This window comes from Rugamonas sp. GW822-FHT03B10 (genome assembly GCF_058801745.1).
The window spans coordinates 278,282-304,674 of record NZ_JBXANP010000006.1 but is presented as its reverse complement, the minus strand read 5'-3'; the positions used below and the strand labels follow the sequence as shown (position 1 = coordinate 304,674).

The following is a 26,393-nucleotide window of genomic DNA, read 5'->3' as shown; positions in this document are numbered from 1 at the left end:
CAAGAGATAGCGTCGTGTTACCCTGCGGCCAGTTCCGCAAGCAGGGCGCGGGCCCTGGCGTCAGCCAGCGGCTGGTGCAGTGCGGGATTGGCGAGCTCATCAATAATGGCCGTCATCCTATGCGCGCTGCTGGGCGAACTGGCGATATCGTCCCGCCCCTCCACGCCATTGGCCCAGGTTTCGACATCCCTGGCCGACAAGCTGCCGGCCAGAAAACGGCGCAGCACGGCGGCGATATGTTCTTCGGTCATCAGCACCGGGAGGCCATCGTAATCCCAGCCCATGGCGGCCAGCGTGGACAGGGTGGTCTGCAACGGCATGGCGCAGGCCAGCAGACGCCGCACAAGTTCCAACCGTTCATTTTCCACTGCGATCATGGGAAGACGCCTCCTGCCAGCTTGTCCTTGACGTTGATGATAATCCCAAACGGGTCGTAGGTGGTCTTGCTGTATTGGACCGTCACGCCGTCCGCGTCGATTTGCTTTTCGTACACGGCGCACGAGCCTGTCACGCGGCCCGCCGAGGTGGCTTGGGCGGCGATGCCACCGTTGGGCAGCGAACGGAACTGTACGGTCGGCTTGGCGTTGGCGGGCAGCTTGCCGACGAAGCGTGCGATATTCGCGGCTTGTGCCAGCCGGTTCATGAAGTGGCCGGCGTGGCCAGCGCATACTGGTTGCTCAACATGAGCGTGATCGATTCGGGCGGGGAGGGATGGCCGAGGTAGTAGCCCTGCGCCAGGTCGCAGCCGTAGTGCTCCAGCATCACCAGTTGCTCGTCCGTCTCCACGCCTTCGGCCACCACCGCCATCTTCAGCCCGTGCGCCATGGCGATGATGGCGCGCGTGATGGCGGCGTTCTCCGAATCCTGCGGCAGGCCGCTGATGAAGCTCTTGTCGATCTTGAGCGCGCGCACGTCGAAGCGCTTGAGGTAGTTCATCGACGAGTAGCCGGTGCCGAAGTCGTCGATCGACAGATACACGCCGATGCCGCGCAGCTGCTCGAGCGTGATCATGGTGGCGCGCGCGTCGTCCATCAGCGTGCCTTCCGTCAGTTCCAGTTCCAGCAGGCCGGCCGGCAGGTCGGCCTCCCGCAGCGCCGACAGCACCACCTGGGTCAGGTTGTCGTCCTTGAATTGCTTGGCCGACAGGTTGACGGCCATGCGCACCGGCTGCGCTCCCATGTCGGCCCAGGTGCGCGCCTGGGCGCAGGCCGTGCGCAGCACCCACTCGCCGATCGGCACGATCAGGCCCGTCTCCTCGGCCAGCGGGATGAACTCGGTGGGCGAGATGATGCCGCGTTCCGGATGGCGCCAGCGCACCAGCGCCTCGACGCCGACGATCTGGCCGCTGGGCACGTCGATCTGGGGCTGGTACAGCAGGTACAGCTCGTTGTTCTGCAAGGCCCGGCGCAAGCCCACCTCCAGCTTGACGTGGCTCATGATCTGCATCGTCAGCGAGGAGCTGTACAACTTGGCGTTGTTCTTGCCGCAGTTCTTGGCGTGGTACATGGCCGTGTCGGCGTACTTGAGCAGGGAGTTGCAGTCCTCGCCATCCTCGGGATAGAGCGAGATGCCGATGCTGGCCGTGACGAAGATCTCGTGGCCCTCGATCAGGAACGGCCGGCGCATCGCCTCCTTGACCCGGTGCGCCACGTTGAGCGCGTTCTCGACCCGTTCCAGGTCGGGGATCAGGATGGTGAATTCGTCGCCGCCCAGCCGGGCCAGGTTGTTGCCGTGCTGCTCGGCGCGCGACACCAGGTCGCTCGGCCGTGTCGTCTCACGCAGCCGTTCCGAGACGGCCTTGAGCAGATGGTCGCCCACGTTGTGGCCCAGCGTGTCGTTGATGCGCTTGAACGAGTCGAGGTCCATGAACAGCACCGCGAATTTCTTGCCGCCGTGGCGCGAGCGCGCCAGTTCGCGCTCCAGTGTCTCCAGGAACGCTTGCCGGTTGGGGATGCCGGTCAGGCTGTCGCAATAGGCCAGCCGCCGGATCTGTTCCTCCGTGCGCTTGCGCTCGCTGATGTCGCGCACCAGGCCCAGCACCTCGTCCGGCCCCGTGGCCACCAGCCGCGCTTCGAAATGGTGGATCGCGTCGAGGCGCGCCAGTTCGTAGTCGACCGAGCGGATCTGCTGGTGTTCGAGCACGGCCTGGGCCTGTTCCAGCAACCGCTGCGCGATGTCGTGCGGCAGCACGTCGCGCAGGTGGCGGCCCGCGTACGGTTCGCTGGCCAGGCCCGTTTGGGCGTCGTGGCCCTGTTCGTAGTCGAGGTAGTAGCCGTCCTTGTCGAGCCGGAAGAAGGTGTCGGGGATGGCGGCCAGCACGGCCCGGTTCTGGGCGTCGGCGATGCGCAGGCGGGCGATGGCGTCGCTGGCGCGCAGCACGTACAGCACGCGGTGGCCGAGGATGGGCCAGTTGATGGGCTTGGACACGAAATCGGTCGCCCCTTCCTCATAGGCCAGCGTGACGGCCTCCAGATCGTCGCTGCCGGTGACCATGATGATGGGCACGGCGGCCTGCGTCTCGCCGGCCCGGATCGCACGGCACACGGCGTAGCCATCCATGGCCGGCATGTCCACGTCCAGCAGCACCAGATCCGGCGCCATGCCGCGATAGCAGGCCAGCGCCTGGGCGCCGTCTTCCGCTTCGAGCGTGTCGAGGCCGACCTGGTCCAGCATTTCGCGCATCAGCAGGCGCATCACGGGGTCGTCGTCCGCGACCAGGACCAGGCCGCGTTTGGGGGAGAGTAGCGGTGCCATATCAGGTTTCCTTGTGCAGGATTGCGTTCAGCGACTGGCGCACGGCCTGGAATTCCCGTTCCATGCCGGCCAGCATGTCGGCCGCGCCCACGGTGCTGCCGTTGCGCCCCAGTTGCTCCATCTCCTTGCACGCTTGCGCCAGCGCCTGCGCGCCCACGTTGGCGCTGCTCGATTTGAGGCTGTGGGCCGCCTTGCGCAGGTTGTTGGCGTCGGCGGCGGCGATGGCCTGGCGCAGCGTCTGCAAATGGGTGGGCGTGTCGGTGACGTAGGCTTGCAGCACGCGTTCTAGCAGGGCGTTGCCGTTGCCGGGGCTCAGGGCGCGGATGTTCTCCAGCGCCTGGTGGTTGAGGTTGTCGTGCGTGGCCGGCACACTCGCGGACACGGCTGCGGCCGGCGTCGCGCCGGTCCGCACCGGCGCGGCCGGCCGCTGCGGCGCTTGCAGGGCGGCGCGCGGCAGCTTGAGCCAGCGGGAAATGGTCTGCCCCAGCGATTGCTGGGTGAATGGCTTGCTCAGATAGTCGTCCATGCCGGCCGCCAGGCACGATTCGCGGTCGCCTTGCAGCGCGTTGGCCGTGATGGCGATGATGGGCAGGCTGCGCGCCCGTCCCAGCTGCTGCTCGTGGCGGCGGATTTCGGATGTGGCGGCGAAGCCATCCATGACCGGCATCTGGCAATCCATCAGGACCAGGTCGAAATGCTCGGCCTGCACCGAGCGCAGCGCCTCGGCGCCATTGCCGGCGCGGCGCACGTCCAGCCCCAGTCCTTCCAGCATGGCGCTGGCCACCTCCACGTTGACCGGGTTGTCCTCCGCCAGCAGCACCTTGCGCCGTTTGCGCGGTGGTGCGCTGGCGGCGACGGCGGTGTCGCCGGCCATGTCCGCAGGCCGGGCGGCCGGCGTGGCGGGGCCGGACGCGTGCGCGGGGCCGCCCGGCGGCGGCGGCGGGGCGGCGGGCACGGGGGCGCTGCGCAGCGCCTCGCTGCGCGTGGGCGGCGGCAGACGGGACTGGTCGGCGCCGGCGGTGATGCAATCGTACAAATCGCACTCGCGGGCCGGCTTGATCAGCTGGTACGCGACGCCGGCCGCGCGCCGCTGCACGCTGTCGGCCGCCGCCCGTTCGGTGCTCAGCAGCAGTACCTTGAGGCCGGTCAGCGCGGCGTCGGCGCGGATGTCGGCCGCCAGCGCCAGGCCGCTGGTGCGCGGCAAGGCCATGTCGAGCACGGCCACGTCGTAAGGCTGGCCGCGCGCGGCGGCCTGGCGCAGCTGATCCAGGCAGGCGCTGGCGTCGCTGCTGTCGCACTGCATGTGCCAGCTCGCCAGCAAACGCTCCAGCGCGGCGCGGCTGGCGGGATGTTCATCGACGATCAAAGCTCTGAGCCCCTGTGTGAGTTTGCGATTGAACGCGGGATCGTCGGCATCGACGCGGCGCTTGTCAAAATTTACTGTGAACCAAAAGATGGACCCTTGAGATAGCGCAGTGTCGACGCCAATTTTCCCGCCCATTAATTCGACCAGTTGCTTGGAGATGGCCAGCCCCAGCCCCGTGCCGCCATGCTTGCGGGTGGTGGAGCCGTCGGCCTGCGAGAACGAATCGAAGATGCGGGCCCGCGCTTCGCCCGACACGCCGATGCCGGTGTCGTGCACTTCGAAGCGCAAGGTCACCGCCTGCGCGTCCTCGTCCGTGACGTCCACCTTGAGCGTGATCTTGCCCGCCTCCGTGAATTTGACGGCGTTGCCCAACAGGTTGACGATCACCTGGCGCAGCCGGTTGGGGTCGCCATACACGCCGATCGGCAGCTGCGCGGCGGCCAGCAGTTCCAGCCGCAGGCCCTTGGCCTGGGCTTGCGGGCCGAACACGTTGTCGATGTCGTCGAGCAGCTCGCGCAGATTGAAATGGATGTATTCGACCGTCAGCTTGCCGGCCTCGATCTTGGAGAAGTCGAGGATGTCGTTGATGATGACCAGCAAGTGTTCGCCCGAGCGCTGGACCATGGTCGTGTAGTGGCGCTGCTGCTCCGTCAGCGGCGTGGCCAGCAACAATTCCGTCATGCCCAGCACGCCGTTCATGGGGGTGCGGATCTCATGGCTCATGGTGGCCAGGAAAGCGCTCTTGGCCTGGCTGGCCGCCTCGGCCGCGTTCTTGGCTTTTTCAAGCTGCTCGGTGCGCACGCCGACCTGGCGTTCCAGCTGGTCGCGGTACTGGGCCAGCTTGGCGTCGCGGCCCTCGACCTGGGCCAGCATGTTGTTGAAGCTGTCGATCAGCACACCGAGTTCGTCGTGGCGCCGGTGTTGCAGCCGGTGGGCGTAGCTCTGGCTGCTGGTGACGCGCTGGGCGGCCGCGATCAGGCTGGCGACAGGCTCGGCGATGTTGGCGCGGAAGCGGGCCGCCATCGCCAGCGCCACCAGCAGCGCCACGAGAACGGCCGCGCCGGCCGCGCCCACATCCTTCGCGATGGCCAGCCACATGCCGGTCGGGCTCGCCTCTATCATCACGGCGCCCACCGGCTGGCCGTCGCTGACGATGGGCACGGTCACGCGCAACGCGGGCGCCCAGCGGCTGCCGGCGGCCCCGGCGCGCGCGGCGCCGCCGGGCGCGGCCGGGCCCGCTTCGTCCGGCGCCGGGGCGGGCGGGGCGGCGGCGCCATGGTCGTAGCTGGCCAGCAAGGCGCCATCGGCATCGTACAAGGCGGCCCGCACGATGTCGGGCTTGACCGCGAGGACGGCCAGGGCTTGGCTGGCGCGGTGGCGGTCGGCCGTCCGCAGCGCATCCATGCCGCTGGCGCCCATCACGGCCGCCAGCGATGCCAGCTGGCGTTGCGCGCCGTTCCTGTGGCTGAACACGCTGGTCGCCACGAACACCGCGAACACCAGCAGCAGCGCGCTGCCGGTCGACAGCATGGTGATCATGGTTAGTTTCTTGCTCAGGCTGGCGCATTCGACATTGAACATAGTGGTTTATCCAGTCGCGGTGAGGCTGGCGACACTGTGGCGCTCTGTTTGCATGGGGCGGCGGCGCGTCATGGGTGGTGGGATGACGCAGGACTGTGCTACGAGGAAAAATATAAGCGCAGGCCAGTCGCGGACGTTGATCTGCATCTAATCCGTTCACGTGCGCGAGCACCTTGCGTTTTGCCAGCGCATGCACGGTTGCCGCCCGTCGCACGCCGGCCATCGGGCCCACCATTGAGCGAAGTCAAACAGCGCCGACACGCGCCCTGCAAGCTGCAGGCAGGGAGGCGAGCAGCATGCAGCGCAAAAAGATCTTGTTTGTGGCCGAGGCGGTGACGCTGGCCCATGTGGGCCGGCCGCTGGCGCTGGCCGGCGCGCTCGACGCGCGGCGTTACGAGGTGCACTTCGCGTGCGCGCCCGGCCATGAGGCCATGCTGGCCGGCGGCGCGCTGAACTACTGGCCCATCGCCAGCATCCCGGGCGCGCAATTCCTGGCGGCGCTGGCGGCGGGCCGGCCCGTGTATGACGAGCCGACACTGCGCCGTTACGTGGAGGATGACCGGCGCCTGCTGGCCGATGTGCGGCCCGATCTGGTGGTCGGTGACTTCCGCCTGTCGCTGTCGGTCAGCGCGCGGCTGGCCCGGCTGCCCTACATCACGGTGAGCAACGCCTACTGGAGTCCCTATGTGCGCCAGCACTACCGGGTGCCGGCCATTCCCCTGGCCAGCCACTTGCCGCTGGCGCTGGCGGACGGCTTGTTCCGGCTCGTGCGCCCGCTGGCGTTCGCCGCGCACACGGTGCCGTTGAACCGCGTGCGGCGCCTGCATGGGCTGCCCTCGCTGGGTTGGGACTTGCGCCGCGTCTACACGGATGCCGACTGGACCGCCTATGCCGACATCCCGGAACTGTTCGCGCCCCTGGGCATGCCGTCCAGCCACCGCTATCTGGGACCGGTCACGTGGTCGCCGCCCGTGGCCCCGCCGCCGTGGTGGGATGGCTTGCCGTCCGAATTGCCGCTGGTGTATGTGACGCTGGGCAGTTCCGGCCAGGGCGCGCTGCTGGCCACGGTGCTCGACGCGCTGGCCGGTTTGCCGGTGACGGTGATCGCGGCCACGGCGGGCAAGGCGATGCCGGCGACGCTGCCGGCCAACGCGCACGTGGCCGGCTATCTGCCCGGCGACGAGGCGGCCCGGCGCGCCAGCCTGGTCGTGTGCAATGGCGGCAGTCCCACCAGCCAGCAGGCGTTGACGGCCGCCGTGCCCGTGCTGGGCATCGCCGGCAATCTGGACCAGTTCCTGAACATGCAGGGCATCGTGGCCGCCGGCGCCGGGACATTGCTGCGGGCCGACCGGCTCGGCGTGGCCGGTGTGCGTCAAGCTGTCGAGGCGTTGTTGAATCAGCCGCAGGCCTACGGCGCGGCGCTGCGCATCGCCCAGCAATTTCGCCATTACCCGGCGGGGGAGCGGTTCGCGGCGCTGGTGGCCACCGCGCTCGCGTCACCGGCCGGGCCTTAGCGGTCGTGTCACGCAGTGCGTGGCGTCGCTATCGCTGCGCTTGCGGCGCGGCGACTACGCCACGCTCCATGGCGCCAGGCGCGTTGCCGTCACGCGGCCGGGCGGCGGCGCGTGCCCAGCGCCAGGCCCGCGAAACCGAGTCCCATCAGGGCCAGCGTGGCCGGTTCCGGCACGGCCGTGAAGCTGACCGAACCGTCGACCTTCAGTTCCGGCACGGTGGTGGGCGCGGTGCCGTCCCACATCACGTCCGGCGTGAAGAACGACGGCACGTTGGTGGTGCCCGTTTCCTTGTTGCTCACGATGGAACCCGTCACCACGTCGAGGAACAGCGGGTTGACGTAGTCGATCATGAAGCGCGAATCGAACGAGCCGGTGCCGATGGGACCGGCGGCCGTGAAGCTGGCGTCGTTGAAGATCAGGTGGGCCGACATGATTAGCGTGCCGTCGCCGTCCGTGTCGCCCGCGCCCGTGCAGCCGGCCGACGTGGGGCCGGCGCCGTAGCAGCGCACGGTGCCGGTTCCGTTGCCGGGCACGGCCTTGCTGTTGGGGCCGCCCACCGGCGTCAGGTTGTCGAAGTAGACGGCGAAGTTCTGGACGCCGGCGTGCAGCGGGTCCACGTCCATGGCGGCCGACTGCGTGGCCGGCATGCTGAAATGGGCGGTGGTGGGCGTCTGCGCGTCGACCAGTTCCTGGAAGCGCACCACCGTGCTCAGTTCAAAAGCCGAGTTCAGTCCGGCGGGCGTGACGATGGCCGGGATGTTGCTGTTGCTCATGGTGCCGGTGACGTTCTGCGTGCGCAGCTCCGTCAGGTACGGCGCGGCGCCGCCGGGGCCGACCGTCAGGCCGGGCACGAAGCCCGTGGCCACCGCCGTGTCGGTGACGTTGGTCCACAGGTCGGCATAGGTGTTGTAGACGCCGTTGCCCAGCGTGGACAGGCCGATGGCGGCGCCGGCGTGGGCCACCGTGGGCAGGGCCATGGTGGCGGCGATGGCCAGGGCGCCCAGGTTGAGTGAAGTGTGTTTCATGACGACTCCCAAGGAAAGTGAGGCACGGGTACGGGTTGGTGCTGCATGGACCCCGGCTGGGGATCTAGCCGGATCCACGCAAGTTCCAAGCCAGGATCTATTTTCGTCGGCAAAACAAGGACTTGGCTTGAGCCCGGTGGAACGGGGCGGGAATACGGGCCGGCAATGTAAAAAAATCCGGCATGGGCTGCCGGATCAAGGACGGTGGCGATGCCGGCCCCGCGCGCTTTCAGCCTGCCCAGCCTGCCTGTTTGCGGCGCTGGCCCAGCGCCAGGCCGGCGAAGCCCAGCCCCAGCAGGGCCAGCGTGGCCGGCTCGGGCACGGCGGCGAAGCTTTGCGACGAATCCACCTTCAGGAAAGGCACGCCGCCCGGGTCGGGCGCCGTGCCATCCCACATGGTGTCGGGCAGGAAGAACGACGGCACGTTGGTGGTGCCGGTGAACTTGTCGCGGAAGATGCCGGCCGTGCCGACGTCGAGGAACAGCGGGTCGACATAGTCGAGCGCGAAGCGCGAATCGAACGAGCCCGTGCCGACCGCGCCGCTGGCGGTGAAGCTGGCGTCGTTGAAGACCAGGTGGCCCGACATGATCAGCGTGCCGTCGCCATCGGGATCGCCGACGGCGCCGCAGCCGGCCGAGGTGACGCCGGCGCCATAGCAGCGCACCGTGCCGGCGCCATTGCCCGGCACGGCCTGGCTGGTGCCGAGCCGGTCGAAGAACACGGCGAAGTTCTGCACGCCGGCGTGCAGCGGGTCCACGTCCATGGCGGCCGACTGGCTGCCGGGCAGCGTGAAGTGGGCCGTGGTGGGCGTCTGGGCATCGACCAGTTCCTGGAAGCGCACGATCTTGCTGAGTTCGAACGTGCCGTTCAGGCCCGCTGGTGTGACGATGGCCGGGATATTGCTGTTGGACATGGTGCCGACCACCATCTGGGTCCGCAGTTCGGTCAGATAGGGCGCGGCGCCGCCGGGACCCACGGTCAGGCCGGGGATGAAGCCGGTGGCCAGGCCGGTGTCGGTGACATTGGTCCACAGGTCGGCATAGGTGTCGTAGATGCCGTTGCCGGCTGTGGACAGGCCGATCACGGGATCGGCCATGGCCGCCGACGGCGCCGCCAGGGAGGCGGCCAGCGCGACGGCCACGACGGCGCCCGGTAGTGTGGCTGGATGCAATTTCATGAGAGTCTCCAGGGAAAGTTGGACAGCTTGCTTTGTCGCAAAACCGAGAAGCGGGTTTTGTGCAGTGTTCTGAGCAAGTTCCCTGCCACCGGCGCTTTTCCCTGTCCAATCAGGGACTTGGCGCGCCAGCGAGGATGGGGCCGCCTACGTGGGGCGGGGCGGCTGTCAAGAACGCCGACAGGGCGCTAGGCCGCGCCGTCCGGGCCCTTCAGGCGCCGGGCCGGCACGCCGCCCCACACCTCGCCGGCGCCGATGCGGCTGTCCTTGACCACCACGGCCCCGGCCGAGACGATGGCGCCGTCGCCGATCGCCACCCCGGCCATCACCACGGCCGTGGCGCCGATGGTGGCGCCGTCGCCGATCGTGACGGCCTTCAGCTCCATGCGCGCGCCTTCGATCACGTGGGCGAAGATCACCGCGTCGTGGCCGATGATGGTGTTGGCGCCGATGCGCGTGAGCGGCGGGTCGAGCAGCACGCCGGCGCTGTAGGTGTTGGCGCCCAGCCGCGCGCCCAGCGCCAGGTACACCAGGCGCAGCAGCGGCACCGGCAGGAAGTGGGTGCGGATCAGCGTGTTGAACAGCATCAGGTAGAACAGGATGTTGACGTTGGCCACGAACTCGTCGCGCGAGCCCGGCGCCACCGGTCCTTCGCGCAGCGGCAGGGCCAGCAGGAACAGCCGGTACACGGCAAAGGCCCACAGGTAGGTCAGTACGACGGCGGCCAGCACCAGCAGCACGCCGCGGAAGTCGCCCAGCGGCAGGCGACCCAGCAGCAGCGCCGTGCTGCCCACGCCGGCCAGCACGATCACGGCCAGCAGCGCCAGGAAGGTGGCGATGTCACGCGGCGCGATGGCGCGCATGGCTCACTCCCGTCCCGCCGGCGGCACGATCAGCGCGCTCAGCGGCAGTCGCAGCGAGCGCGCCGTGGCCGGGGCGCCGGCGCCGATGCGGCCCATGAACACGGCATGGTCGAAGTCGTGCTTGCCGATCACCAGCTGGGCTAGCCCGGCCAGCGCGCGCGCGCGCGCGTGCATGCCGGGCACGCGCGAGAATGGCCGGTTGTCGCGCACGTAGCGCGCGAAGATCAGCGGCGTCAGCTCCGGCTGCAATTGCAGGCCGGCGCGGGCCGCCGCCAGCCAGAAACGCTGCATGGCGCGGCCGGCCGCCACGTAGTCGTCCACCGATTGCGGCCGCTGGTCGGCCACCAGCACGAAGTGGGCGGCGCAGGCCAGGGCCGGCACCAGGTCCATCTGCAGCCGCGGCGCCACGGTGCCGGCCAGCCAGGTGTTGAAGAACGCCACCCGGCCCCAGCTTTGCATCACCCACTGCATCAGGCGCGCCGTCAGCGGGTCGACGCCCAGCGCCTGCTCGGGGATGCGGTCGTCGCTGTAGCGGGCTTTCCATTCGATCACGGCGCGGTGCACCTGGTGCGCCTCGGGCATGGTCAGGCGCAGGCCGGCGTTGCGGTACAGCAGCCGGGCCATGGCCCAGCGCTGCGCCCAGCCGGCCAGCCACAGCACGCGGTAGCCGGGCGGCAGGGCCGCCTGCAGGGCCAGGCGTTCGGCCGGCGTCAGCGGGCGCGTGCTCAGCGGGCGGCGCTGCACGCTGCGGTGCTCGATGGCCAGGGCCAGCGGGTCGGGCTCGGCCGCCGGCACGCCGGTGAAGGCGACGTCGAACGTGGGCCGGTTGTCGGGCAGGCCGGGCCGGCGCCGCGCTTCCATGGTCAGGCGGAACAGGCTGGCCGCGCAGCGCATCGTCTCCAGCAGCGCGCCCAGCGAGATCTGGCTGGGATGGCCGTCGAGGTCGTAGACGCAATGGTCGCGCGTGTCGAAGCCGTGCACGACCAGGCGGCGCGCGTCGACGATCTCGAAGCGCCACGGCTGCGTGTTGTCGCCGCTGGGCGCCCAGCGGGCCAGGTCGAGGATCTTCTCCAGCGTCGGGTCGAGCGTCATGGCCGCGCCCCCGGCAGGCCGCGCTTGGCCATCAGCATGGCCAGCCGTTGCAGCGGATGGCGGTTGCCGCCCGGGCGCCAGGTGCGCACCAGCCGGTTGCGGTAGGCGTCGAACTGCCAGCCGTGGGGCGCGGCCAGCACCGGGCCGCGCCCGAGCAGGATCTTGAACGCCTCGGTGGCGGCCGCGCCCGCGCACAGCTCGCAGGCCATGATGGTGGACGGCCCGCGCCGCTGGGCCAGGTTGATGCTCGACGGGTCGACCAGATAGGCGCGGTGCAGCCCGGCCGGCGCCAGTCCGACCAGGAAGCGCAGCGCTTTCTCCGTGTCGCTGCGCCGGCCCCAGCGGAAATACTCCTCGAACGTCATGCGGCCGGGCAGGAAGGTCAGCACGGCCGTGCCCATGCCCAGCGGCGCGGCCGTGATGGCCGGCACGCGCAGCCGGGCGCAGGCGGCGAAGGTGGCCTGGCGCGCCGCGAAGGCGAAGAAGTCCAGGCCGTCCACGTACAGGTCCACGCCGTCGAGGAAGGCGGCCAGGTTGTCGTCGTGCACGCCGTTGGGGAAGCGGGTCAGGGCCAGTTTGGGGTTGATGTCGCGCGCCATGGCGGCCAGCACCTCGACCTTGGGCTGGTCCAGCGTGCCCATGCTGGCGCCGGCCTGGCGGTTGAAGTTGGCCAGGGCGAAGCGGTCGAAGTCGGCGATGTGGAAGGCGCCCACACCGAGCCGTGTCAGCGTCAGCAGGTGCCGCCCGCCCACGCCGCCCATGCCGGCGATGGCGATGCGCTTGTTGCGCAGCACGGCCTGCTCGGCCGGCGTGACCCAGCCCAGGTTGCGCGCGTATGCTTCCTGGTAAGAAAAAGTGTCGCTCATGTCGCCCCTCGTGGTGGGCCGAGCCTGGTTGCCCGGCTGGACACTGTTAGACCAGGGGGACCAAAAAAAAGTTCCGCACGGCCGGCAAGGGCGGTGCGGAACAAAGGCAGAAACAGGGAGCGGGTCAGCAACAGCCGCCGCGCTTGCCGGCCCCGCCGTAGCGGGCCTCCTGGCGTTCGCGGAAGAATTCCTCGTAGCTCATCATCGGTTCGCCCGGGTGGGTCGCTTCCCGGTGCGACACGTAGGTGTCGTATTCGGGCAGGCCCACCATCAGGCGCACGCTCTGGCCCAGGTAGCGGCCAGCCTTGACCAGTTCGCCGAACATCACTGCACCGTCGGCATCAGCACCAGCGGGCTTTCCTGGGCGCTGGGCTGGGCGTTGGCGCGGGCCGCCAGCACGGTGCGGATGCCGAAGCCGAGCACGGCCAGCACCACCACCATGAAGAAGCCGGCCAGCGACGCGTCGAGGTAGTCGTTGAAGATCACCTGCTGCATCTGCGCCACCGACTTGGCCGGCGCCAGCAGCTTGCCGCCGTCGAGCGCGGCCTGGTATTTGGCGGCGTGGGCCAGGAAGCCGACTTTGACGTTGGCGTCGAAGATCTTCTGCCAGCCTGCCGTCAGCGTGCACAGCAGCAGCCAGGCCGTGGGCGCCAGCGTGACCCAGCCGTACTGGCCGCGTTTCATCTTGAACAGCACGCAGGTGCCGAGGATCAGCGCGATCGCGGCCAGCATCTGGTTGGCGATGCCGAACAGCGGCCACAGCGTGTTGATGCCGCCCAGCGGATCGACCACGCCCTGGTACAGGAAGTAGCCCCAGGCCGCCACGCACAGGCCGGTGGCCAGCAGGTTGGCGCCCACGTTCTCGGTCTTCTTCAGTGCCGGCACGAAGGCGCCCAGCAAGTCCTGCAGCATGAAACGGCCGGCGCGGGTGCCCGCGTCCACGGCGGTGAGGATGAACAGCGCTTCGAACAGGATGGCGAAGTGGTACCAGAACGCCATCAGGGTCTTGCCGCCCAGCACGCCCGACAGGATGTTGGCCATGCCCACGGCCAGGGTGGGGGCGCCGCCGGCGCGCGAGATGATGGACAGCTCGCCCACGTCCTTGGCGGTCTGGGTCAGCATCTCTGGGGTGACGTAGAAGCCCCATTGCGACACGGCATGGGCGGCCGTCTCGGCCGAGGTGCCGATCAGCGCGGCCGGGCTGTTCATGGCGAAGTACACGCCCGGTTCGATGGTGGAGGCGGCCACCAGGGCCATGATGGCGACGAACGATTCCATCAGCATGGCGCCGTAGCCGATGAAGCGGGCGTGGCGCTCGTTCTCGATCATCTTGGGCGTGGTGCCCGAGGCGATCAGCGCGTGGAAGCCGGACACGGCGCCGCAGGCGATGGTGATGAACAGGAACGGGAACAGGCTGCCCGACCAGACCGGGCCGGTGCCGTCGATGAACTTGGTCATGGCCGGCATCTTCAGGTAGGGCGCCACCAGCACGATGCCGAGCGCCAGGCCGACGATGGTGCCGATCTTGAGGAAGGTCGACAGGTAGTCGCGCGGCGCCAGCAGCAGCCACACGGGCAGCACCGAGGCGATGAAGCCGTAGCCGATCAGCATCCAGGTCAGCTCGGTGCCGGTGAAGGTGAACATCGGCGCCAGCGCCGGGTTGCCCTGCACGTACTGGCCGCCGAAGATGGCGCCCATCAGCAGGATGAAGCCGATCACCGAGATCTCGCCGATGCGGCCGACGCGGATGTAGCGCGAGTACACGCCCATGAACAGGGCGATCGGGATGGTGGCCATCACGGTGAAGCTGCCCCATGGCGAGTTGGTCAGCGCCTTGACCACGATCAGGGCCAGCACGGCCAGGATGATGACCATGATCATGAAGGTGCCCAGCAGCGCGATCATGCCGGGCACCTGGCCCAGCTCGGACTTGATCAGGTCGCCCAGCGAGCGGCCGTCGCGGCGCATCGAGATGAACAGCACGATGAAGTCCTGCACGGCGCCGGCGAACACCACGCCGGCCAGGATCCACAGCATGCCGGGCAGGTAGCCCATCTGCGCGGCCAGCACCGGGCCGACCAGCGGGCCGGCGCCGGCGATGGCGGCGAAGTGGTGGCCGAACAACACGTACTTGTTGGTCGGCACGTGGTCGAGGCCGTCGTTGTGCTGGTTGGCCGGCGTCATGCGGCGGCCGTCGAGGCCCAGCACCTTGTCGGCGATGAACAGGCTGTAGAAGCGGTAGGCGATCAGGTAGACGCAGACGGCGGCGATGACGATCCAGATGGCGCTGATCGATTCGCCGCGCTTGAGGCCGATCACGCCCAGCGCGCAGGCGCCGGCCAGGGACAGGGCTGTCCAGCCCAGCCGGCTCACGAGCCGGTTTGGTGTGTGTTGCATACTTCCCTCCAAAGATTGTGGAATGCTGCGTTGTGCACCTGCCTGGGGTGGTGTTTCGGCATGCCCGCAGCTTATGGATAGTATTCAGGATCGCAATATCTGGAACAAGCGCAGCACTACGCAGCTTTGCTACGTGCAACTACGTAGGCCGCCGTGGCCCGTCCGGCGTAGAATGCGGCACGGAACCTTCTTGGCGGACGCGACATGAAACTGCGGCAAAAAGTCATCTTTCTGGCCATAACGCCGCTGATCCTGGCGTTGTTCGCCATCGCGCTGGCCGTGCGCCACCAGGCCATCACGCTGGCCCAGCAGCAGCACGACACCATCCAGCAAGCCTATCTGGCCAGCAAGGAGGCCGAGCTCAAGCACTACGTGGCGCTGGCCCAGCATTCGATCGCCCACCTGGCCGGGCGCGGCGACGCGCCGGCGCTGGACGAGGCCAAGCGCATCCTGTCGGCGCTCAGCTACGGCGACGATGGCTATTTCTTCCTGTACGACATGGAGGGCAAGGCCCTGATGCACCCGCGCCAGCCGGAACTGGTGGGCCAGAACCTGTTCCAGCTGCGCGACGAGCAGGGCAATCCCACCATCCAGCGCCTGCTGGAGCGGGCCAGGGCCGGCGGCGGGCTGGTGCGTTATTCCTGGGTCAAGCCGTCGAGCCACAAGGCCGCGCCCAAGCTCGGCTACGTGGTGGCGCTGCCGGACTGGGGCTGGATGCTGGGCACCGGCATCTACCTCGACGACGTGGACCAGGCGCTGGCCCGCATCGACGCCCAGCAATCGGCCAACATCCGCTACACCATGCTGTGGATCGCCGCCATCGCCATCGCCGCCGCGCTGGTGGTGGGCGGCTCCGGGCTGGCGCTCAACATCAGCGAATCGCGCGTGGCCGACGCCAAGCTCAAGGCGCTGGCCCAGCGCGTGGTCGAATCGCAGGAGGAGGAGCGGGCGCGGCTGTCGCGCGACCTGCACGACGGCATCAGCCAGTGGCTGGTGTCGATCAAGCTGCAGATCGAGGCCGGCATCATCGGCCTGGGCGGCGACGCGGCGCGGCGCCAGGCGGCCCAGGCCGTGTTCGAGCACACGGCCGGGCAACTGAACAACGTGCTGGGCGAGGTGCGCCGCATCTCGCACAACCTGCGCCCGGCCATCCTCGACGACCTGGGCCTGGCCGCCGCGCTCGACCACCTGGCCCACGAGGTCACGCTCAGCAGCGCCACCCCGGTCCATTTCGAGGCCGAGGGCGTCACGGACGGCTTGTCCGACGTGGCCAACACGGTGCTGTTCCGGGTGGCCCAGGAGGCGCTGACCAACATCGGCCGCCACGCGGGCGCGCACCGCATCGACCTCGGCCTGCATGGCGACGGCGACGGCGTCACGCTCACCATCCGCGACGATGGCGTCGGCTTCGACGCCGACGGCATCGCGCTCCACCCCAAGCACGGAATCGGATTGCGCAATATGATGGAGCGCATGGAGGCGATCGGCGGCCTGTTCGCGATCGACTCCTCGCCGGGCGGCACGCTGGTGACGGCGCGCGCCCTGAACAATAGTTGAGTACTCAAGTGACCGTATGAACGACGAGATCAAGAACGTGGTGAAGATCCTGCTGGTCGACGACCATCCGCTGGTGCGCGACGGCCTGCGGGCCCGGCTCGAAGCGATGGCGCAGTTCCAGGTGGTGGCCGAGGCGGGCGGGGCGGCCGAGGCGCTGGAGCAGGCCGGCCTGCACCGGCCCGACCTGGTGCTGATGGACATCAATATGCGCGGCAGCAACGGCATCGAGGCCACGGCCCAGTTCCGCCAGGCGTATCCGGCCATCGCCGTGCTGGTGCTGTCGATGCACGACAAGCTCGAATACGTGACCCAGGCCATGCAGGCCGGCGCCCGCGGCTACGTGCTCAAGGACGCGCCGGGCAAGGACATCGTGGTGGCCATCGAGACGGTGATGTCGGGCGGCATCTACTACAGCGCCGGCCTGGCGCGCCAGCTGGCCAAGCCGCAAACCCAGGACAACCAGTTGACGGTGCGCGAGCACGAGGTGCTGCGCCACATCGCCAACGGCGAATCGAACAAGCAGATCGCCCGCGCGCTCGATCTGAGCGTGCGCACGGTGGAGACCCATCGCCTCAACATCAAGCGCAAACTGGGCATCGAAGGGCAGGCCGAACTGATCCGTTTCGCGGTCCAGCACGCCCAGTTCGGACGGGGCGGCTAGCCGGGCGAACTGGTCTGTGGTGAAAAAGTTGAAAGCCACTTCTAATACCCTTACCCATTGTTCAACTGTGTCCGGTTCCCGTGCCAATATCTGCTATATTCCCGTTCCCACCAGGTAAAATTGTTACTTGCAAAAAATAAAATGTTGCGCGCGTAAAGATTGGTCTGTCAGGGGGTTGCTGGGGGAGGCTGGCTGGTGAATGATTGCTCTCCAACAATACTTGAACTAAGATAACGCGCACGACCCAACCGAGATACCGATGTCCGTGCCTGAACCCAGTCCGTTTCCGCTCGTGCGTTTGCATGCCGTGTCCAATGCCCAAAACGCGTGGGTGGCGCTGGCATTCGAATGGTCGCCCGGCACCGGCAACGTGCTGCAGGCCGCGCTGACCCTGCTCAACTATCCGGACGCGCTGGGCGCGCTGGCCCCGCTCGATTGCATCGTGCCGCTGCCCGATCCGCGCGTGCTGGAGGCGAACCACCTGGGTTCCTTGCCGCCGCACCGCGTGATCCTGCGCGTGCCGGCCGTGGCCCTGCTGGACGAGGCCGCGCAGAAGAAGTGCGGCGCGCTGGCCGAGGCCGGCTACCGCATCATGGTCGACGGCGTGGCCGGACCGGCCGCCACCAAGGCCGGCGCCCGCGCGCTGCTGTTCAACTGCGCGGCCGAACTGCCTCCCGCGCTGGCGCTGGTGGCCCAGCCGGGTCCGCACCTGGCCTGCCACGTCGACAGCCAGGCCCGCCAGGCCGCGTGCCGCGCGGCCGGCTTCAGCTGGTTCATGGGCGACTTCGCGCGCCACCCGGCCGAGGACGCGGCCGGCGGCGACGGCACCTCGCGCAAGCGCCTGCTGGCGCTGCTGGGCATGCTGGCGCGCGACGCCGATTCGCGCGAACTGGAAATCCTGCTCAAGCAAGACCCGGCCCTGTCCTACCACCTGCTCAAGCTGGTGAACTCGGCCGCCTTCGCGCTCAGCACGCCGATCCACAGCTTCGGCCAGGCCATCAACATGCTGGGCCGGCGCCAGCTGCAGCGCTGGCTGCAACTGTTGCTGTACGCGCGCCAGCAGGACGAGGGCGGCGTCAACCCCTTGCTGCCGCTGGCGGCCGTGCGCGCGTCGCAGATGGAAACGCTGAGCAAGGCCCGCGGCGGCGACCGCGACCAGCAGGACATGGCCTTCGTGGCCGGCGTGTTCTCGCTGCTCGACGTGCTGCTGGGCATGCCCATGGCCGACATCGTCGGCGCCCTGAGCCTGGACCTGGACGTGGTGCGCGCGCTGCTCGAACGCACGGGCCCGCTGGGCGAACTGCTGACCCTGGTCGAACAGGCCGACCCCGCCGCGCTGGACGCGGCCGGCATCGACCACGAGACCTACTGGCAAGGCCAGCTACAAGCCTATCACTGGGCGATCCAGGTGAGCAGGAACTTATAGCCATGCTGGCCCATCCCGTCTCCAACTTCCTGCGCCACAGCGCCGCCTTGTGCGACGCGGTCCTGCGTTTGCGGGGCCAGGCATTGGCGCAGGAGCTGGGACGCATCGCACGCGAAGTGCTCGACAGCCCGTCCGGCCACTACCTGCCGGCAGACGAGCAGGCCGGCGAGGGCGCCGCGCCGGTCAGCGCCCTGGTGCAGGAAGTGCGCTTCGAAAACCAATTGTTCGGCCGCTTCGTCGTTTCCGGCCGCGACAGCTACAGCGCGCTCGACGAACAGCACCTGGCCAGCCTGGCCAGCCTGGCCGGCAGCGTGCTGCAAGTGCACTCGCTGGCGCAGCGCTCCACCCACGCCTATGTGCAGGTGGAGGCGCAGTTGCAACACCAGTCGCAGATCCTCGACCAGATGCACGAATCGGTGCTGACCATGGATTTGAACGGCTTCATCACCAGCTGGAACAAGGGCGCCGAACGGCTGTTCGGCTACAGCGCCGTGGAAGCCGTGGGCCGCAACATCCTGTTCCTGTACGACGACGAGGACACCGGCTTCCGCGACGCCTTCCTCGAACAGGGCGGGCGCCTGATGGAGGTGCGGCGCAAGAAGAAGAACGGCGAGGTGTTCTGGGCCAGCCTGTCGCTGTCGCCGCTGTGCGACATCAACGACCGCTCGATCGGCCTGATCGCCTACCTGACCGACATCACCGAGCGCAAGCTGGCCGAGGAGCGCATCCACCACCTGGCCTATTACGACGCGCTGACGGGCCTGCCCAACCGCAGCCTGCTGACCAAGCTGGTGGACCAGGCGCTGACGGTGGCCCAGCGCAGCAAGCTGCAAGGCTGCGTCCTGTTCATCGACCTCAACCGCTTCAAGCTGATCAACGACACCCTGGGCCGGCACGCCGGCGACGAGCTGCTGCGCGAAGCGGCGCGCCGTTTCCGCAGCGTGCTGCGCGACCAGGACCTGGTGGCGCGGCTCGGCGGCGACGAATTCGCCGTCGGCCTGTTCGACATCAGCCAGCACTACGAAGCGAGCATGGTGGCGCACAAGCTGCTGAGCGCGCTCAGCGCGCCGTTCCTGATCGACGGCCACGACCTGCGGGTCGGCGGCAGCATCGGCATCAGCGTCTATCCGCAGGACGGCGCCGACGCCGAGACCCTGCTGCGGCTGGCCGACATCGCCATGTACCGCGCCAAGCAGCAGGGCGACGCCGACGGCGACCACGTGGCGTTCTACAGCCAGGACATGAACCAGGGCATGCAGGAGCGCATGCGCATCGAGACCGGGCTGCGGCACGCGCTGGGCAACGGCCAGTTGCTGCTGCATTACCAGCCCAAGTTCTCGATCAGCAACGGCAAGATCATCGGCGCCGAGGCGCTGGTGCGCTGGCATCATCCGGAGCGCGGGCTGGTGCCGCCGGCCGAATTCATCCCGCTGGCCGAGGCCACCGGGCTGGTGGTGCAGGTCGGCGAATGGGTGCTGGAGGCCGCGTGCGCGCAGGCGCAGAAATGGAAGGAGGCGGGCTTGCCGCCGATCCGGCTGGCCGTGAACGTGTCGGCCCGCGAATTCACATCCGCGCTGCCGGGGCGGGTGACCGAGACGCTCAAGCGCTACGGGCTGGAGCCGTCGTGGCTGGAACTCGAGATCACCGAAAGCACGCTGATGCACAACATCGACCGCGTGATCGGCATCATGGACCGCATCACGGCGCTGGGCGTGACCCTGTCGCTCGATGACTTCGGGACTGGCTATTCGAGCCTGTCCTACCTCAAGCGTTTCCCCATCGACACGCTGAAGATCGACCGTTCGTTCACCACCGGGATTCCATCGGACGCCAACGATTGCGCGATCGCCAGCACCATCATCAGCATCGCCCAACAGCTCAAGCACAAGGTGATCGCCGAGGGCGTCGAGACGGTGGAGCAGCTCGCCTTCCTCAAATCGTCGGGCTGCGACGAGGTGCAGGGCTACCTGTTCTCGCGGCCGCTGCCGGCGGACCAGTTCGAGCAGGCGCTGCGCGATAACTGGCGGCCGGCACAGGCGGACAAGGCGGCTTGATGTGATCGGGCATGCACGGGGAGGATCCCGGGCATGTCTGTCCTTTGCGCTCGTCCCTGTCCGATCCCTGGACGGCAGAATCCATACACACTTCTACACGCCCCTTCATTTTTTGTGTAAAGTTACACATGCCGGCCTTCGGGAGGGGGATGAACTCAAGCAAATTGATTCGGATGCTGGAAGAGGACGGTTGGAAACTCATACGTGTCAAAGGTAGCCACCACCACTTCAAACACCCGACGAAGCCAGGACTTGTCACTGTGCCCCACCCTAAGAAAGATCTGCCCGTTGGAACGTGGAACAGCATTTTGAAGGATGCAGGGCTGAGGTGACGCGTGAATTCATAGCTACATGGATTACTGGTTCCATGGACAGGAGAGGCCGGAAATGGACATCCCCGTTGTTATTTTCAAGGATGAAGGCAGTGTTTATGGGGTGACTGTCCCTAACATCAAAGGTGTCCACTCATGGGGGGAAACCGTTGAAGACGCACTGAAAAATGTCAGAGAGGCCATCAGAAGCCACATCGAAACGCTGTTGGAATTGGACGAGCCTGTCGAAATTGCGCTAACGGCGATCGAAACTCTGCAGGAAAACCCGGATTACAAAGGGGGAATTTGGGCGTTGGTCGAGATTGATCTTGAAAAGCTCGACAATAAGCCGGAGCGCATAAACATCAGCGTCCCCCGCTTTGTGTTGAGCAAAATTGACCGCTATGCGAACGCTCGCCATGAAACGCGCAGCGGCTTGCTGTCGCGTGCGGCATTGCGCCTCATTGAGGCGGAGACCAATTCGCTTGAGCCGACGTGATTTATGAGTCGCTGGTCCGTAGGCAAAGAAAGCTAGTGTGGACGAGCCGCGCGCCCATAGCGCGCGCGGCGGACCGGTCGCCAACCTGACCGACATCATTGAACGCAACTTGGCCGAGGAGCGCATCCGCCACCTGTCCTACTACGACGCGCTGACGGACTTACCTAACCGCAGTCTGCTGACCAAGCTGGTGGACCAGGCGCTGCGCGACAACTGGCGGCCGGCGCAGGTGGATAAGGCGGCGTGAAGCAAGGGATGGTCGGGATAAGCTGGCAAGGCGCTGCTGATTCTGTATAATGCTGCCACTCAGGAAGCGTGGCCGAGCGGTTGAAGGCAGCAGTCTTGAAAACTGCCGACGGGGAGACCCGTTCGTGAGTTCGAATCTCACCGCTTCCGCCAGGAAATAAAGAAACCGCCGCAAGGCGGTTTTTTATTTCCTGGCGGAAGCGAGGGGAGCGCCTGCGCGCTCCCCGTGTGAGATTCGAAGGGCATGGCCCTGCAGGGCCATCCCGCCCCGAATCGCCCGATTGCTGGGCGCTCCGCGCCCAGCCCCGCGCGCCGAGGGCGCGCGTCCTCTCTCTGACATGCTCAGCAAGCAGGCCCGCAGCCCGTCCCCTCACACCGGATGGCATGTGTCCCACTGATGTTATCGCTTGCCTATCGCATCGACTCCTGAGGCCTCTCAGTGAGCGGCGCCGCGAAATCCGATAGGCGATACGGGCAAGGCTGGGCAAGCCTCGTAACATTCACATCAGTGATACAACTGATTACAAATTAGAATTGGCCTTATATGCTGTGATGCAGCATAATTCACCTGTCTCCTCCAACTCCTCCAAGAATTGGATTCAGCCCACCCTTGCCGGTGGGCTTTTTTTTGTCTGAAATCCCGGGCAAGAACGGTGGCGGGGCTGGTGCGGCGCGTCCTTGCTATACTGTCGGCCCGCCAGCGTCGCGGTAACGAACTGATAGCGAAGATTTATGTCGAAGGAAAACAGTGGCAGGGTGCGGCGCCTGCCGCCTCCGAGGTCCGCGTTCAGCGCCGCCTCGCCCGAGGATGCGATGGCGAAAAAGCGGGCGCTGGAGGAACGCGACGCGCAGGTGCGCGGTGTCACGTCGGTTCAGGCCATGCGCGACGCGATCCAGCGCGCCGCCCGCGATCTGCCCGCCATCACCGCCGTGCCGCGCCTGGGTCCGCTGGACGCGGCCGCGTTCCGGGCCCGCGCGGAACAGGGCCTGCCGTTCATGATCGGCGGCCTCGTCAAACGCTGGCCGTTGACCGCCATGCCACCGTCCATCCTGCGCGAGCGCTACGGCCACGTGCCCGTCCGCGCGCGCGTGGGCGACTACATCAACACGGCTTTCGCGCCGGACCGCGCCATGCGCGATATGACGATGCTCGAATACCTGGACCTGGCCGATGCCACCACGGAAGGCTTGCCGCCTTATTCGGGCAATCTGGAATTGCGCGAGCTGAACGGCCTGTGCCACTGGCCCACGTATTTCGACAAGATGGGCCCGCCGCGCTTCTGGCTGGGTCCGGCCGGCACGGTCACGCCGCTCCACTGCGACTACGACGACAACATCTTCGCGCAAATATGGGGAAGCAAGCGCATCTTCCTGTCGCCGCCGCACCATGAGGCATTCCTGTATCCGAAGGAGGCGAACGCCATCCTGTTCGGTTCGCCGTTCGACCCCGAGGCGCCGGACTTCGAGCGCCTTCCGCTGGCGCGCCAGGCGACCATGATCGAGTGCCTGGTCGAACCGGGCGACATGCTGTACGTGCCGGCCGGCTGGTATCACCAGGTGCGCGCGCTGACGTTCTCGCTGTCGTCGAACCGATGGGCGAGGGCGGTGCCGTTGGCATTGCACGGCGACTCCGCCGTGCGGCGTTCCGCCTGACCGCTGGCCCGCGTCGCCGGTTCAAAAAATACAACAATCGGGCCGCGCGACGATCAACCGGGCCGATGCCGGGTGGTCATGGCCGGCGGCCGTTCTATAATCTGCAAGTTGGTCCACGTATCCCATCCGTAACAGCTGTTCAGCAATCGCAGTTCGTCTTTTCCTCTCACCACAACCGGCCGCCTGCGGGCGGCGCAAGGAGAAACGCATGGCGCATTTCATACAGATTGGCGGCCTCAAGGACAAGTGCTACGTACAGATTCCGGACGGGATCTGGACTGGGCGCAGCGAACTTGAGCAGAAACAGATCACCGAGGCGGTCGAGAAGGGCTTCATTTCGGATTCGCCGGGGGGGATAGGTATCAAGAAATCGCCGCGTTACCACATCAGCATCAAATCCGACTACCGGCTGTGCACGCAGTTGACGGCGGGCTTCACCAGCGAAACGGTGCGGTCCAGCCAGCTCACGCCGTTCGTGTCGCCCTATCAGGGGCGAACGCCGGCCACGGCCGGCGAGCAGCGGCGCTGGTTCGAGGACGAGCGCACGGCGCGTTCGAATTACGACCGCAATGTGACCGACGTGGTGCTCAAGTTCCTCATGTTCGACCGCGAGAAGACACACGCCAACCTGAGCACGCCCTGAGCCGGGACGGCGCGGCGCGCGGCGCGGGTCAGTAGTCGAACTTGCCGCCGCGCCCGCCGTGCCGGAACAGCGGCTGGGCCGCCTGTTCGGCCCGTGCCGCTTCGCGCGCCTGGCGGGCCTCCTCGGCTTGCCGCGCGCGCAACTGCTTGTGCTCGTCGATGCGGCGCTGGGTGCGCAGATTGTGCAGGCCGGTCTGGAAGTGGTTGATCTTTTGCCGCATGGCGGCGGCCCACACCAGGCCCAGCAGGAGCAGCGCCAGCAGATAGCCGGCCTGCCAGCTGCCGTAGTTCTGGTCGATGATGGGGAAGATGGGGCGCGCCGCCTCCAGGCTGTCCTGGCCGTAGATGGCCAACGGCACGGCCAGCATCCCCAGACCCAGCGTGGCGGCGATGTGCCAGCCGCAGGTCTTCAGTTGTTGATCCAAAAGCTCTTGTGTGATCGCTGCGCTGTTCATGGCAATTCTGTGCTGCGCCGGTCGGGGCGCGTGATACCGGGGGAGGCGGACGGCGTCCAGCGTGGCCGTTACCGCAAGCTTGATTATCGCATCAATTTTCCATGTGGGAAAGTACATTGCTGTGCGGAATCACCTTGCGCGTCCCGGTTGTTGCGACGCGTCAAGAGGGCGGGCGCTGGCGGCGCAGCAAGGGGGCTTGTCAGCGCGCATTTGTTTCGGCTAGTATGGTTGCAGGCACATCCTTGTGCCGGCGTCGCTCGGACGGTTCCGGGCGCTTACGTAAAGACAACTCATGACCACCACTCCTCCTGTGCGCAACTTCGCGCGCATCGACCGCCTGCCGCCCTACGTTTTCAACGTCACCGCCGAACTGAAGCTGGCCGCCCGCCGGCGCGGCGAAGACATCATCGACATGTCGATGGGTAATCCGGACGGGCCCACGCCACCGCACATCGTCAGCAAGCTGATCGAGACCGTGCAGCGGCCCGACACCCATGGTTATTCCGCGTCCAAGGGCATCCCCCGGTTGCGGCGCGCCATCACCAAGTGGTACAAGACGCGCTACGACGTCGATTTCGATCCCGATTCGGAAGCCATCGTCACCATCGGTTCCAAGGAAGGCCTGGCGCACCTGATGCTGGCCACGCTCGACCGTGGCGACACGGTGCTGGTGCCCAACCCCAGCTACCCGATCCACATCTGGGGCGCCGTGATCGCGGGCGCCAATATCCGCTCGGTGCGCATGACGCCGGGCGTGGACTTTTTCGCCGAGCTGGAACGGGCCGTGCGCGAGAGCTATCCCAAGCCCAAGATGATGGTGCTGGGCTTCCCGTCCAACCCCACGGCCCAGTGCGTGGAGCTCGAGTTCTTCGAGCGCGTGGTGGCGCTGGCACGCCAGCACAACATCCTCGTGGTGCACGACCTGGCCTACGCCGATATCGCGTTCGATGGCTGGAAGGCGCCGTCCATCATGCAGGTGCCGGGCGCGCGCGATGTGGCGGTGGAATTTTTCACCATGTCCAAGAGCTACAACATGGCCGGCTGGCGCATCGGTTTCATGGTCGGCAACAAGGAGCTGGTGGCGGCGCTGGCGCGCATCAAGAGCTACCACGATTACGGCAGCTTCACGCCGGTGCAGGTGGCCGCCATCGCCGCGCTTGAAGGCGACCAGAGCTGCGTGAGCGAGATCGTGGCCCAGTACCAGAGCCGGCGCGACGTGCTGCACAAGGGCTTGAACGAGGCGGGCTGGGTTGTCGATAAGCCGAAGGCGTCGATGTACATCTGGGCCCGGATTCCGGACGCGTACCTGCACCTCGGTTCGCTGGAGTTTTCCAAGCTGCTGCTGGCCGAGGCCAAGGTGTGCGTGTCGCCGGGCATCGGTTTTGGCGAGTACGGCGACGAGTACGTGCGCTTCGCGCTGATCGAGAACGAAGCCCGTATCCGCCAGGGCTTGCGCGGCATCAAGGCCATGCTGCGCAAGGGCGAGGCCGCCGGCGCGAAGTAAGGGCTCGCTGAACGGCGAGGGCGGGGACGGCGCGGGTGGCCGTCTCCGCCTGCCGTCCGCCGCCCTCGATTGTGGCGGCATACGCACCGGGCGCCGTGCTGGCGCCGCGATCTCTTAAGGCAGGTCAAATGGCGTGCGCGCCAGGCAGCGGCATCATGTCCGCATTTGCTACTGTAGCGTGGATCTCCTCCACCTTGCCGGAGCCGCGCATCATGTCCAATGTGCCCATCCGTATTTCCCTGGAACGTATGCTGGCCGGCGTGCGCTGGCTGGAGCGGCGCTCGCATGCCGTCGGGCTGCCGCCCGCGCTGGCGCGGCTGCCGATGCGCTGGTTGTGCTGGCATTACTGCCGCGTGCTGCACAGGAAGATCGTGCGCATGCACGGCATCTGCGCCAAGTTCCGCCGCTGGCTGGCCGTCGTGCGCCAGATGGCGTCCGATGGCAGAACCCGCCTGGAACTGCTGGACCTCGACAAGGGGTTGACGGACGCGGTGGAATCGACGCGCAAATCCTTGCTCGAACTGCGCGATTGCTGCCTGGAAATCGACACCATGTTCGAGCAGTTGGGCTATGTGTCGGACTTGTTGCGGCGCCGACAGCAGGAACTACTGCAAGCGATAGCCGACGCATGCGGGCTGGCCGGCGTGTTGCAGGCCGAGCTGAGCGCCCATGACAACGCCGTGCTGGCCCGCCTGCGCGACCTGCGCGCGCAGGAGCTGGCCGCCTGCGGCCAACTGCCCGGCGCCTAGGCGG

The 26,393-nt window shown here is 67.3% G+C and carries 24 protein-coding genes and 1 tRNA gene; 13 read left to right on the top strand and 12 right to left on the bottom strand.

Translation table 11 applies throughout. From position 1 onward, the window contains the following. Positions 1-17: 17 nt before the first annotated feature. The 4 genes from AC1RQG_RS12915 to AC1RQG_RS12900 are packed head-to-tail and all read right to left on the bottom strand — an operon-like array spanning position 18 to position 5,701. Positions 18-377, bottom strand: coding sequence for a hypothetical protein (locus tag AC1RQG_RS12915; protein WP_493131877.1), 360 nt, complete (start codon positions 375-377; stop codon positions 18-20). Then, positions 374-643, bottom strand: coding sequence for a hypothetical protein (locus AC1RQG_RS12910; protein WP_493131875.1), 270 nt, complete (start codon positions 641-643; stop codon positions 374-376). The genes AC1RQG_RS12915 and AC1RQG_RS12910 overlap by 4 nt, the downstream gene beginning before the upstream one ends. Beyond that, on the bottom strand, positions 640-2,754 hold the full coding sequence (locus tag AC1RQG_RS12905; protein ID WP_493131873.1) for a putative bifunctional diguanylate cyclase/phosphodiesterase: 2,115 nt from the start codon (positions 2,752-2,754) through the stop codon (positions 640-642). Before AC1RQG_RS12905 ends, AC1RQG_RS12910 begins: the two co-directional genes overlap by 4 nt. Before the next feature lies 1 nt (position 2,755). Continuing rightward, positions 2,756-5,701: a hybrid sensor histidine kinase/response regulator gene (locus AC1RQG_RS12900; RefSeq protein ID WP_493131871.1), complete on the bottom strand. Its 2,946-nt coding sequence runs from the start codon at positions 5,699-5,701 to the stop codon at positions 2,756-2,758. Between the two features lie 296 nt (positions 5,702-5,997). Here AC1RQG_RS12900 and AC1RQG_RS12895 point away from each other — a divergent pair, with 296 nt between their 5' ends. Next, entirely contained in the window at positions 5,998-7,215 is a 1,218-nt protein-coding gene (locus AC1RQG_RS12895) for a glycosyltransferase (RefSeq protein WP_493131870.1), read from the top strand. Between the two features lie 89 nt (positions 7,216-7,304). On the opposite strand, the gene AC1RQG_RS12890 is transcribed toward AC1RQG_RS12895, so the two are convergent. The 7 genes from AC1RQG_RS12890 to AC1RQG_RS12860 all read right to left on the bottom strand — a co-directional run bounded on the left by AC1RQG_RS12890 (position 7,305) and on the right by AC1RQG_RS12860 (position 14,632). Then, positions 7,305-8,240 carry a PEP-CTERM sorting domain-containing protein gene (locus AC1RQG_RS12890; protein ID WP_493131868.1) on the bottom strand — a complete coding sequence of 312 codons (936 nt, stop codon included), beginning with the start codon at positions 8,238-8,240 and terminating at the stop codon, positions 7,305-7,307. Between the two features lie 229 nt (positions 8,241-8,469). Beyond that, the gene (locus AC1RQG_RS12885) at positions 8,470-9,417 is read right to left on the bottom strand and encodes a PEP-CTERM sorting domain-containing protein (RefSeq protein ID WP_493131866.1); all 948 of its coding nucleotides are present in this window, start codon (positions 9,415-9,417) and stop codon (positions 8,470-8,472) included. Positions 9,418-9,602: 185 nt separating this feature from the next. Further along, entirely contained in the window at positions 9,603-10,277 is a 675-nt protein-coding gene (locus AC1RQG_RS12880) for an acyltransferase (protein ID WP_493131864.1), read from the bottom strand. Between the two features lie 3 nt (positions 10,278-10,280). Beyond that, entirely contained in the window at positions 10,281-11,369 is a 1,089-nt protein-coding gene (locus tag AC1RQG_RS12875; protein ID WP_493131862.1) for a nitroreductase family protein, read from the bottom strand. Further along, entirely contained in the window at positions 11,366-12,235 is an 870-nt protein-coding gene (locus tag AC1RQG_RS12870; protein WP_493131860.1) for a ThiF family adenylyltransferase, read from the bottom strand. Before AC1RQG_RS12870 ends, AC1RQG_RS12875 begins: the two co-directional genes overlap by 4 nt. A gap of 124 nt (positions 12,236-12,359) precedes the next feature. Continuing rightward, on the bottom strand, positions 12,360-12,560 hold the full coding sequence (locus AC1RQG_RS12865) for a YbdD/YjiX family protein (protein WP_182157093.1): 201 nt from the start codon (positions 12,558-12,560) through the stop codon (positions 12,360-12,362). Beyond that, positions 12,560-14,632, bottom strand: coding sequence for a carbon starvation CstA family protein (locus tag AC1RQG_RS12860; RefSeq protein WP_493131857.1), 2,073 nt, complete (start codon positions 14,630-14,632; stop codon positions 12,560-12,562). The genes AC1RQG_RS12865 and AC1RQG_RS12860 overlap by 1 nt, the downstream gene beginning before the upstream one ends. Before the next feature lie 204 nt (positions 14,633-14,836). On the opposite strand from AC1RQG_RS12860, the gene AC1RQG_RS12855 reads away from it, so the two are divergent. The 10 genes from AC1RQG_RS12855 to AC1RQG_RS12810 all read left to right on the top strand — a co-directional run bounded on the left by AC1RQG_RS12855 (position 14,837) and on the right by AC1RQG_RS12810 (position 23,682). Then, positions 14,837-16,189, top strand: a complete 1,353-nt coding sequence (locus tag AC1RQG_RS12855) for a cache domain-containing protein (RefSeq protein WP_493131855.1) — start codon at positions 14,837-14,839, stop codon at positions 16,187-16,189. Between the two features lie 16 nt (positions 16,190-16,205). Then, the gene (locus tag AC1RQG_RS12850) at positions 16,206-16,850 is read left to right on the top strand and encodes a response regulator (RefSeq protein ID WP_493131853.1); all 645 of its coding nucleotides are present in this window, start codon (positions 16,206-16,208) and stop codon (positions 16,848-16,850) included. Positions 16,851-17,157: 307 nt separating this feature from the next. Continuing rightward, a complete protein-coding gene (locus AC1RQG_RS12845) occupies positions 17,158-18,276 on the top strand; it encodes an EAL and HDOD domain-containing protein (RefSeq protein ID WP_493131851.1) in 1,119 nt (372 codons plus the stop codon). A 2-nt stretch (positions 18,277-18,278) separates the two neighbouring features. Continuing rightward, positions 18,279-20,330, top strand: a complete 2,052-nt coding sequence (locus tag AC1RQG_RS12840) for a putative bifunctional diguanylate cyclase/phosphodiesterase (RefSeq protein ID WP_493131849.1) — start codon at positions 18,279-18,281, stop codon at positions 20,328-20,330. Positions 20,331-20,479: 149 nt separating this feature from the next. Further along, a complete protein-coding gene (locus tag AC1RQG_RS12835; RefSeq protein ID WP_493131847.1) occupies positions 20,480-20,662 on the top strand; it encodes a type II toxin-antitoxin system HicA family toxin in 183 nt (60 codons plus the stop codon). A gap of 55 nt (positions 20,663-20,717) precedes the next feature. Further along, positions 20,718-21,140, top strand: coding sequence for a type II toxin-antitoxin system HicB family antitoxin (locus tag AC1RQG_RS12830; RefSeq protein ID WP_493131845.1), 423 nt, complete (start codon positions 20,718-20,720; stop codon positions 21,138-21,140). Between the two features lie 37 nt (positions 21,141-21,177). Next, on the top strand, positions 21,178-21,387 hold the full coding sequence (locus tag AC1RQG_RS12825; RefSeq protein WP_493131954.1) for a hypothetical protein: 210 nt from the start codon (positions 21,178-21,180) through the stop codon (positions 21,385-21,387). Between the two features lie 62 nt (positions 21,388-21,449). After that, positions 21,450-21,539 (top strand) — tRNA-Ser (locus tag AC1RQG_RS12820). A gap of 579 nt (positions 21,540-22,118) precedes the next feature. Beyond that, positions 22,119-23,039, top strand: a complete 921-nt coding sequence (locus tag AC1RQG_RS12815; protein WP_493131843.1) for a cupin-like domain-containing protein — start codon at positions 22,119-22,121, stop codon at positions 23,037-23,039. Positions 23,040-23,247: 208 nt separating this feature from the next. After that, positions 23,248-23,682 carry a hypothetical protein gene (locus AC1RQG_RS12810; protein ID WP_493131841.1) on the top strand — a complete coding sequence of 145 codons (435 nt, stop codon included), beginning with the start codon at positions 23,248-23,250 and terminating at the stop codon, positions 23,680-23,682. A 28-nt stretch (positions 23,683-23,710) separates the two neighbouring features. Here AC1RQG_RS12810 and AC1RQG_RS12805 read toward each other — a convergent pair whose 3' ends face one another. Continuing rightward, entirely contained in the window at positions 23,711-24,106 is a 396-nt protein-coding gene (locus AC1RQG_RS12805) for a hypothetical protein (RefSeq protein ID WP_493131839.1), read from the bottom strand. Between the two features lie 322 nt (positions 24,107-24,428). Between AC1RQG_RS12805 and alaC the strand changes: the two genes are divergently transcribed. Next, on the top strand, positions 24,429-25,640 hold the full coding sequence (gene alaC, locus AC1RQG_RS12800) for an alanine transaminase (RefSeq protein WP_493131837.1): 1,212 nt from the start codon (positions 24,429-24,431) through the stop codon (positions 25,638-25,640). Between the two features lie 212 nt (positions 25,641-25,852). Beyond that, on the top strand, positions 25,853-26,389 hold the full coding sequence (locus tag AC1RQG_RS12795; RefSeq protein WP_493131835.1) for a hypothetical protein: 537 nt from the start codon (positions 25,853-25,855) through the stop codon (positions 26,387-26,389). The last annotated feature ends 4 nt before the right edge of the window (positions 26,390-26,393 follow it).

Excerpts from the sequence above, each read along its gene's own strand:
- AC1RQG_RS12915 (WP_493131877.1), bottom strand. The coding sequence starts at position 377 with ATGATCGCAGTGGAAAATGAACGGTTGGAACTTGTGCGGCGTCTGCTG.
- AC1RQG_RS12910 (WP_493131875.1), bottom strand. The coding sequence starts at position 643 with ATGAACCGGCTGGCACAAGCCGCGAATATCGCACGCTTCGTCGGCAAG.
- AC1RQG_RS12905 (WP_493131873.1), bottom strand. The coding sequence starts at position 2,754 with ATGGCACCGCTACTCTCCCCCAAACGCGGCCTGGTCCTGGTCGCGGAC.
- AC1RQG_RS12900 (WP_493131871.1), bottom strand. The coding sequence starts at position 5,701 with ATGTTCAATGTCGAATGCGCCAGCCTGAGCAAGAAACTAACCATGATC.
- AC1RQG_RS12895 (WP_493131870.1), top strand. The coding sequence starts at position 5,998 with ATGCAGCGCAAAAAGATCTTGTTTGTGGCCGAGGCGGTGACGCTGGCC.
- AC1RQG_RS12890 (WP_493131868.1), bottom strand. The coding sequence starts at position 8,240 with ATGAAACACACTTCACTCAACCTGGGCGCCCTGGCCATCGCCGCCACC.
- AC1RQG_RS12885 (WP_493131866.1), bottom strand. The coding sequence starts at position 9,417 with ATGAAATTGCATCCAGCCACACTACCGGGCGCCGTCGTGGCCGTCGCG.
- AC1RQG_RS12880 (WP_493131864.1), bottom strand. The coding sequence starts at position 10,277 with ATGCGCGCCATCGCGCCGCGTGACATCGCCACCTTCCTGGCGCTGCTG.
- AC1RQG_RS12875 (WP_493131862.1), bottom strand. The coding sequence starts at position 11,369 with ATGACGCTCGACCCGACGCTGGAGAAGATCCTCGACCTGGCCCGCTGG.
- AC1RQG_RS12870 (WP_493131860.1), bottom strand. The coding sequence starts at position 12,235 with ATGAGCGACACTTTTTCTTACCAGGAAGCATACGCGCGCAACCTGGGC.
- AC1RQG_RS12865 (WP_182157093.1), bottom strand. The coding sequence starts at position 12,560 with ATGTTCGGCGAACTGGTCAAGGCTGGCCGCTACCTGGGCCAGAGCGTG.
- AC1RQG_RS12860 (WP_493131857.1), bottom strand. The coding sequence starts at position 14,632 with ATGCAACACACACCAAACCGGCTCGTGAGCCGGCTGGGCTGGACAGCC.
- AC1RQG_RS12855 (WP_493131855.1), top strand. The coding sequence starts at position 14,837 with ATGAAACTGCGGCAAAAAGTCATCTTTCTGGCCATAACGCCGCTGATC.
- AC1RQG_RS12850 (WP_493131853.1), top strand. The coding sequence starts at position 16,206 with ATGAACGACGAGATCAAGAACGTGGTGAAGATCCTGCTGGTCGACGAC.
- AC1RQG_RS12840 (WP_493131849.1), top strand. The coding sequence starts at position 18,279 with ATGCTGGCCCATCCCGTCTCCAACTTCCTGCGCCACAGCGCCGCCTTG.
- AC1RQG_RS12835 (WP_493131847.1), top strand. The coding sequence starts at position 20,480 with ATGAACTCAAGCAAATTGATTCGGATGCTGGAAGAGGACGGTTGGAAA.
- AC1RQG_RS12830 (WP_493131845.1), top strand. The coding sequence starts at position 20,718 with ATGGACATCCCCGTTGTTATTTTCAAGGATGAAGGCAGTGTTTATGGG.
- AC1RQG_RS12815 (WP_493131843.1), top strand. The coding sequence starts at position 22,119 with ATGTCGAAGGAAAACAGTGGCAGGGTGCGGCGCCTGCCGCCTCCGAGG.
- AC1RQG_RS12810 (WP_493131841.1), top strand. The coding sequence starts at position 23,248 with ATGGCGCATTTCATACAGATTGGCGGCCTCAAGGACAAGTGCTACGTA.
- alaC (WP_493131837.1), top strand. The coding sequence starts at position 24,429 with ATGACCACCACTCCTCCTGTGCGCAACTTCGCGCGCATCGACCGCCTG.
- AC1RQG_RS12795 (WP_493131835.1), top strand. The coding sequence starts at position 25,853 with ATGTCCAATGTGCCCATCCGTATTTCCCTGGAACGTATGCTGGCCGGC.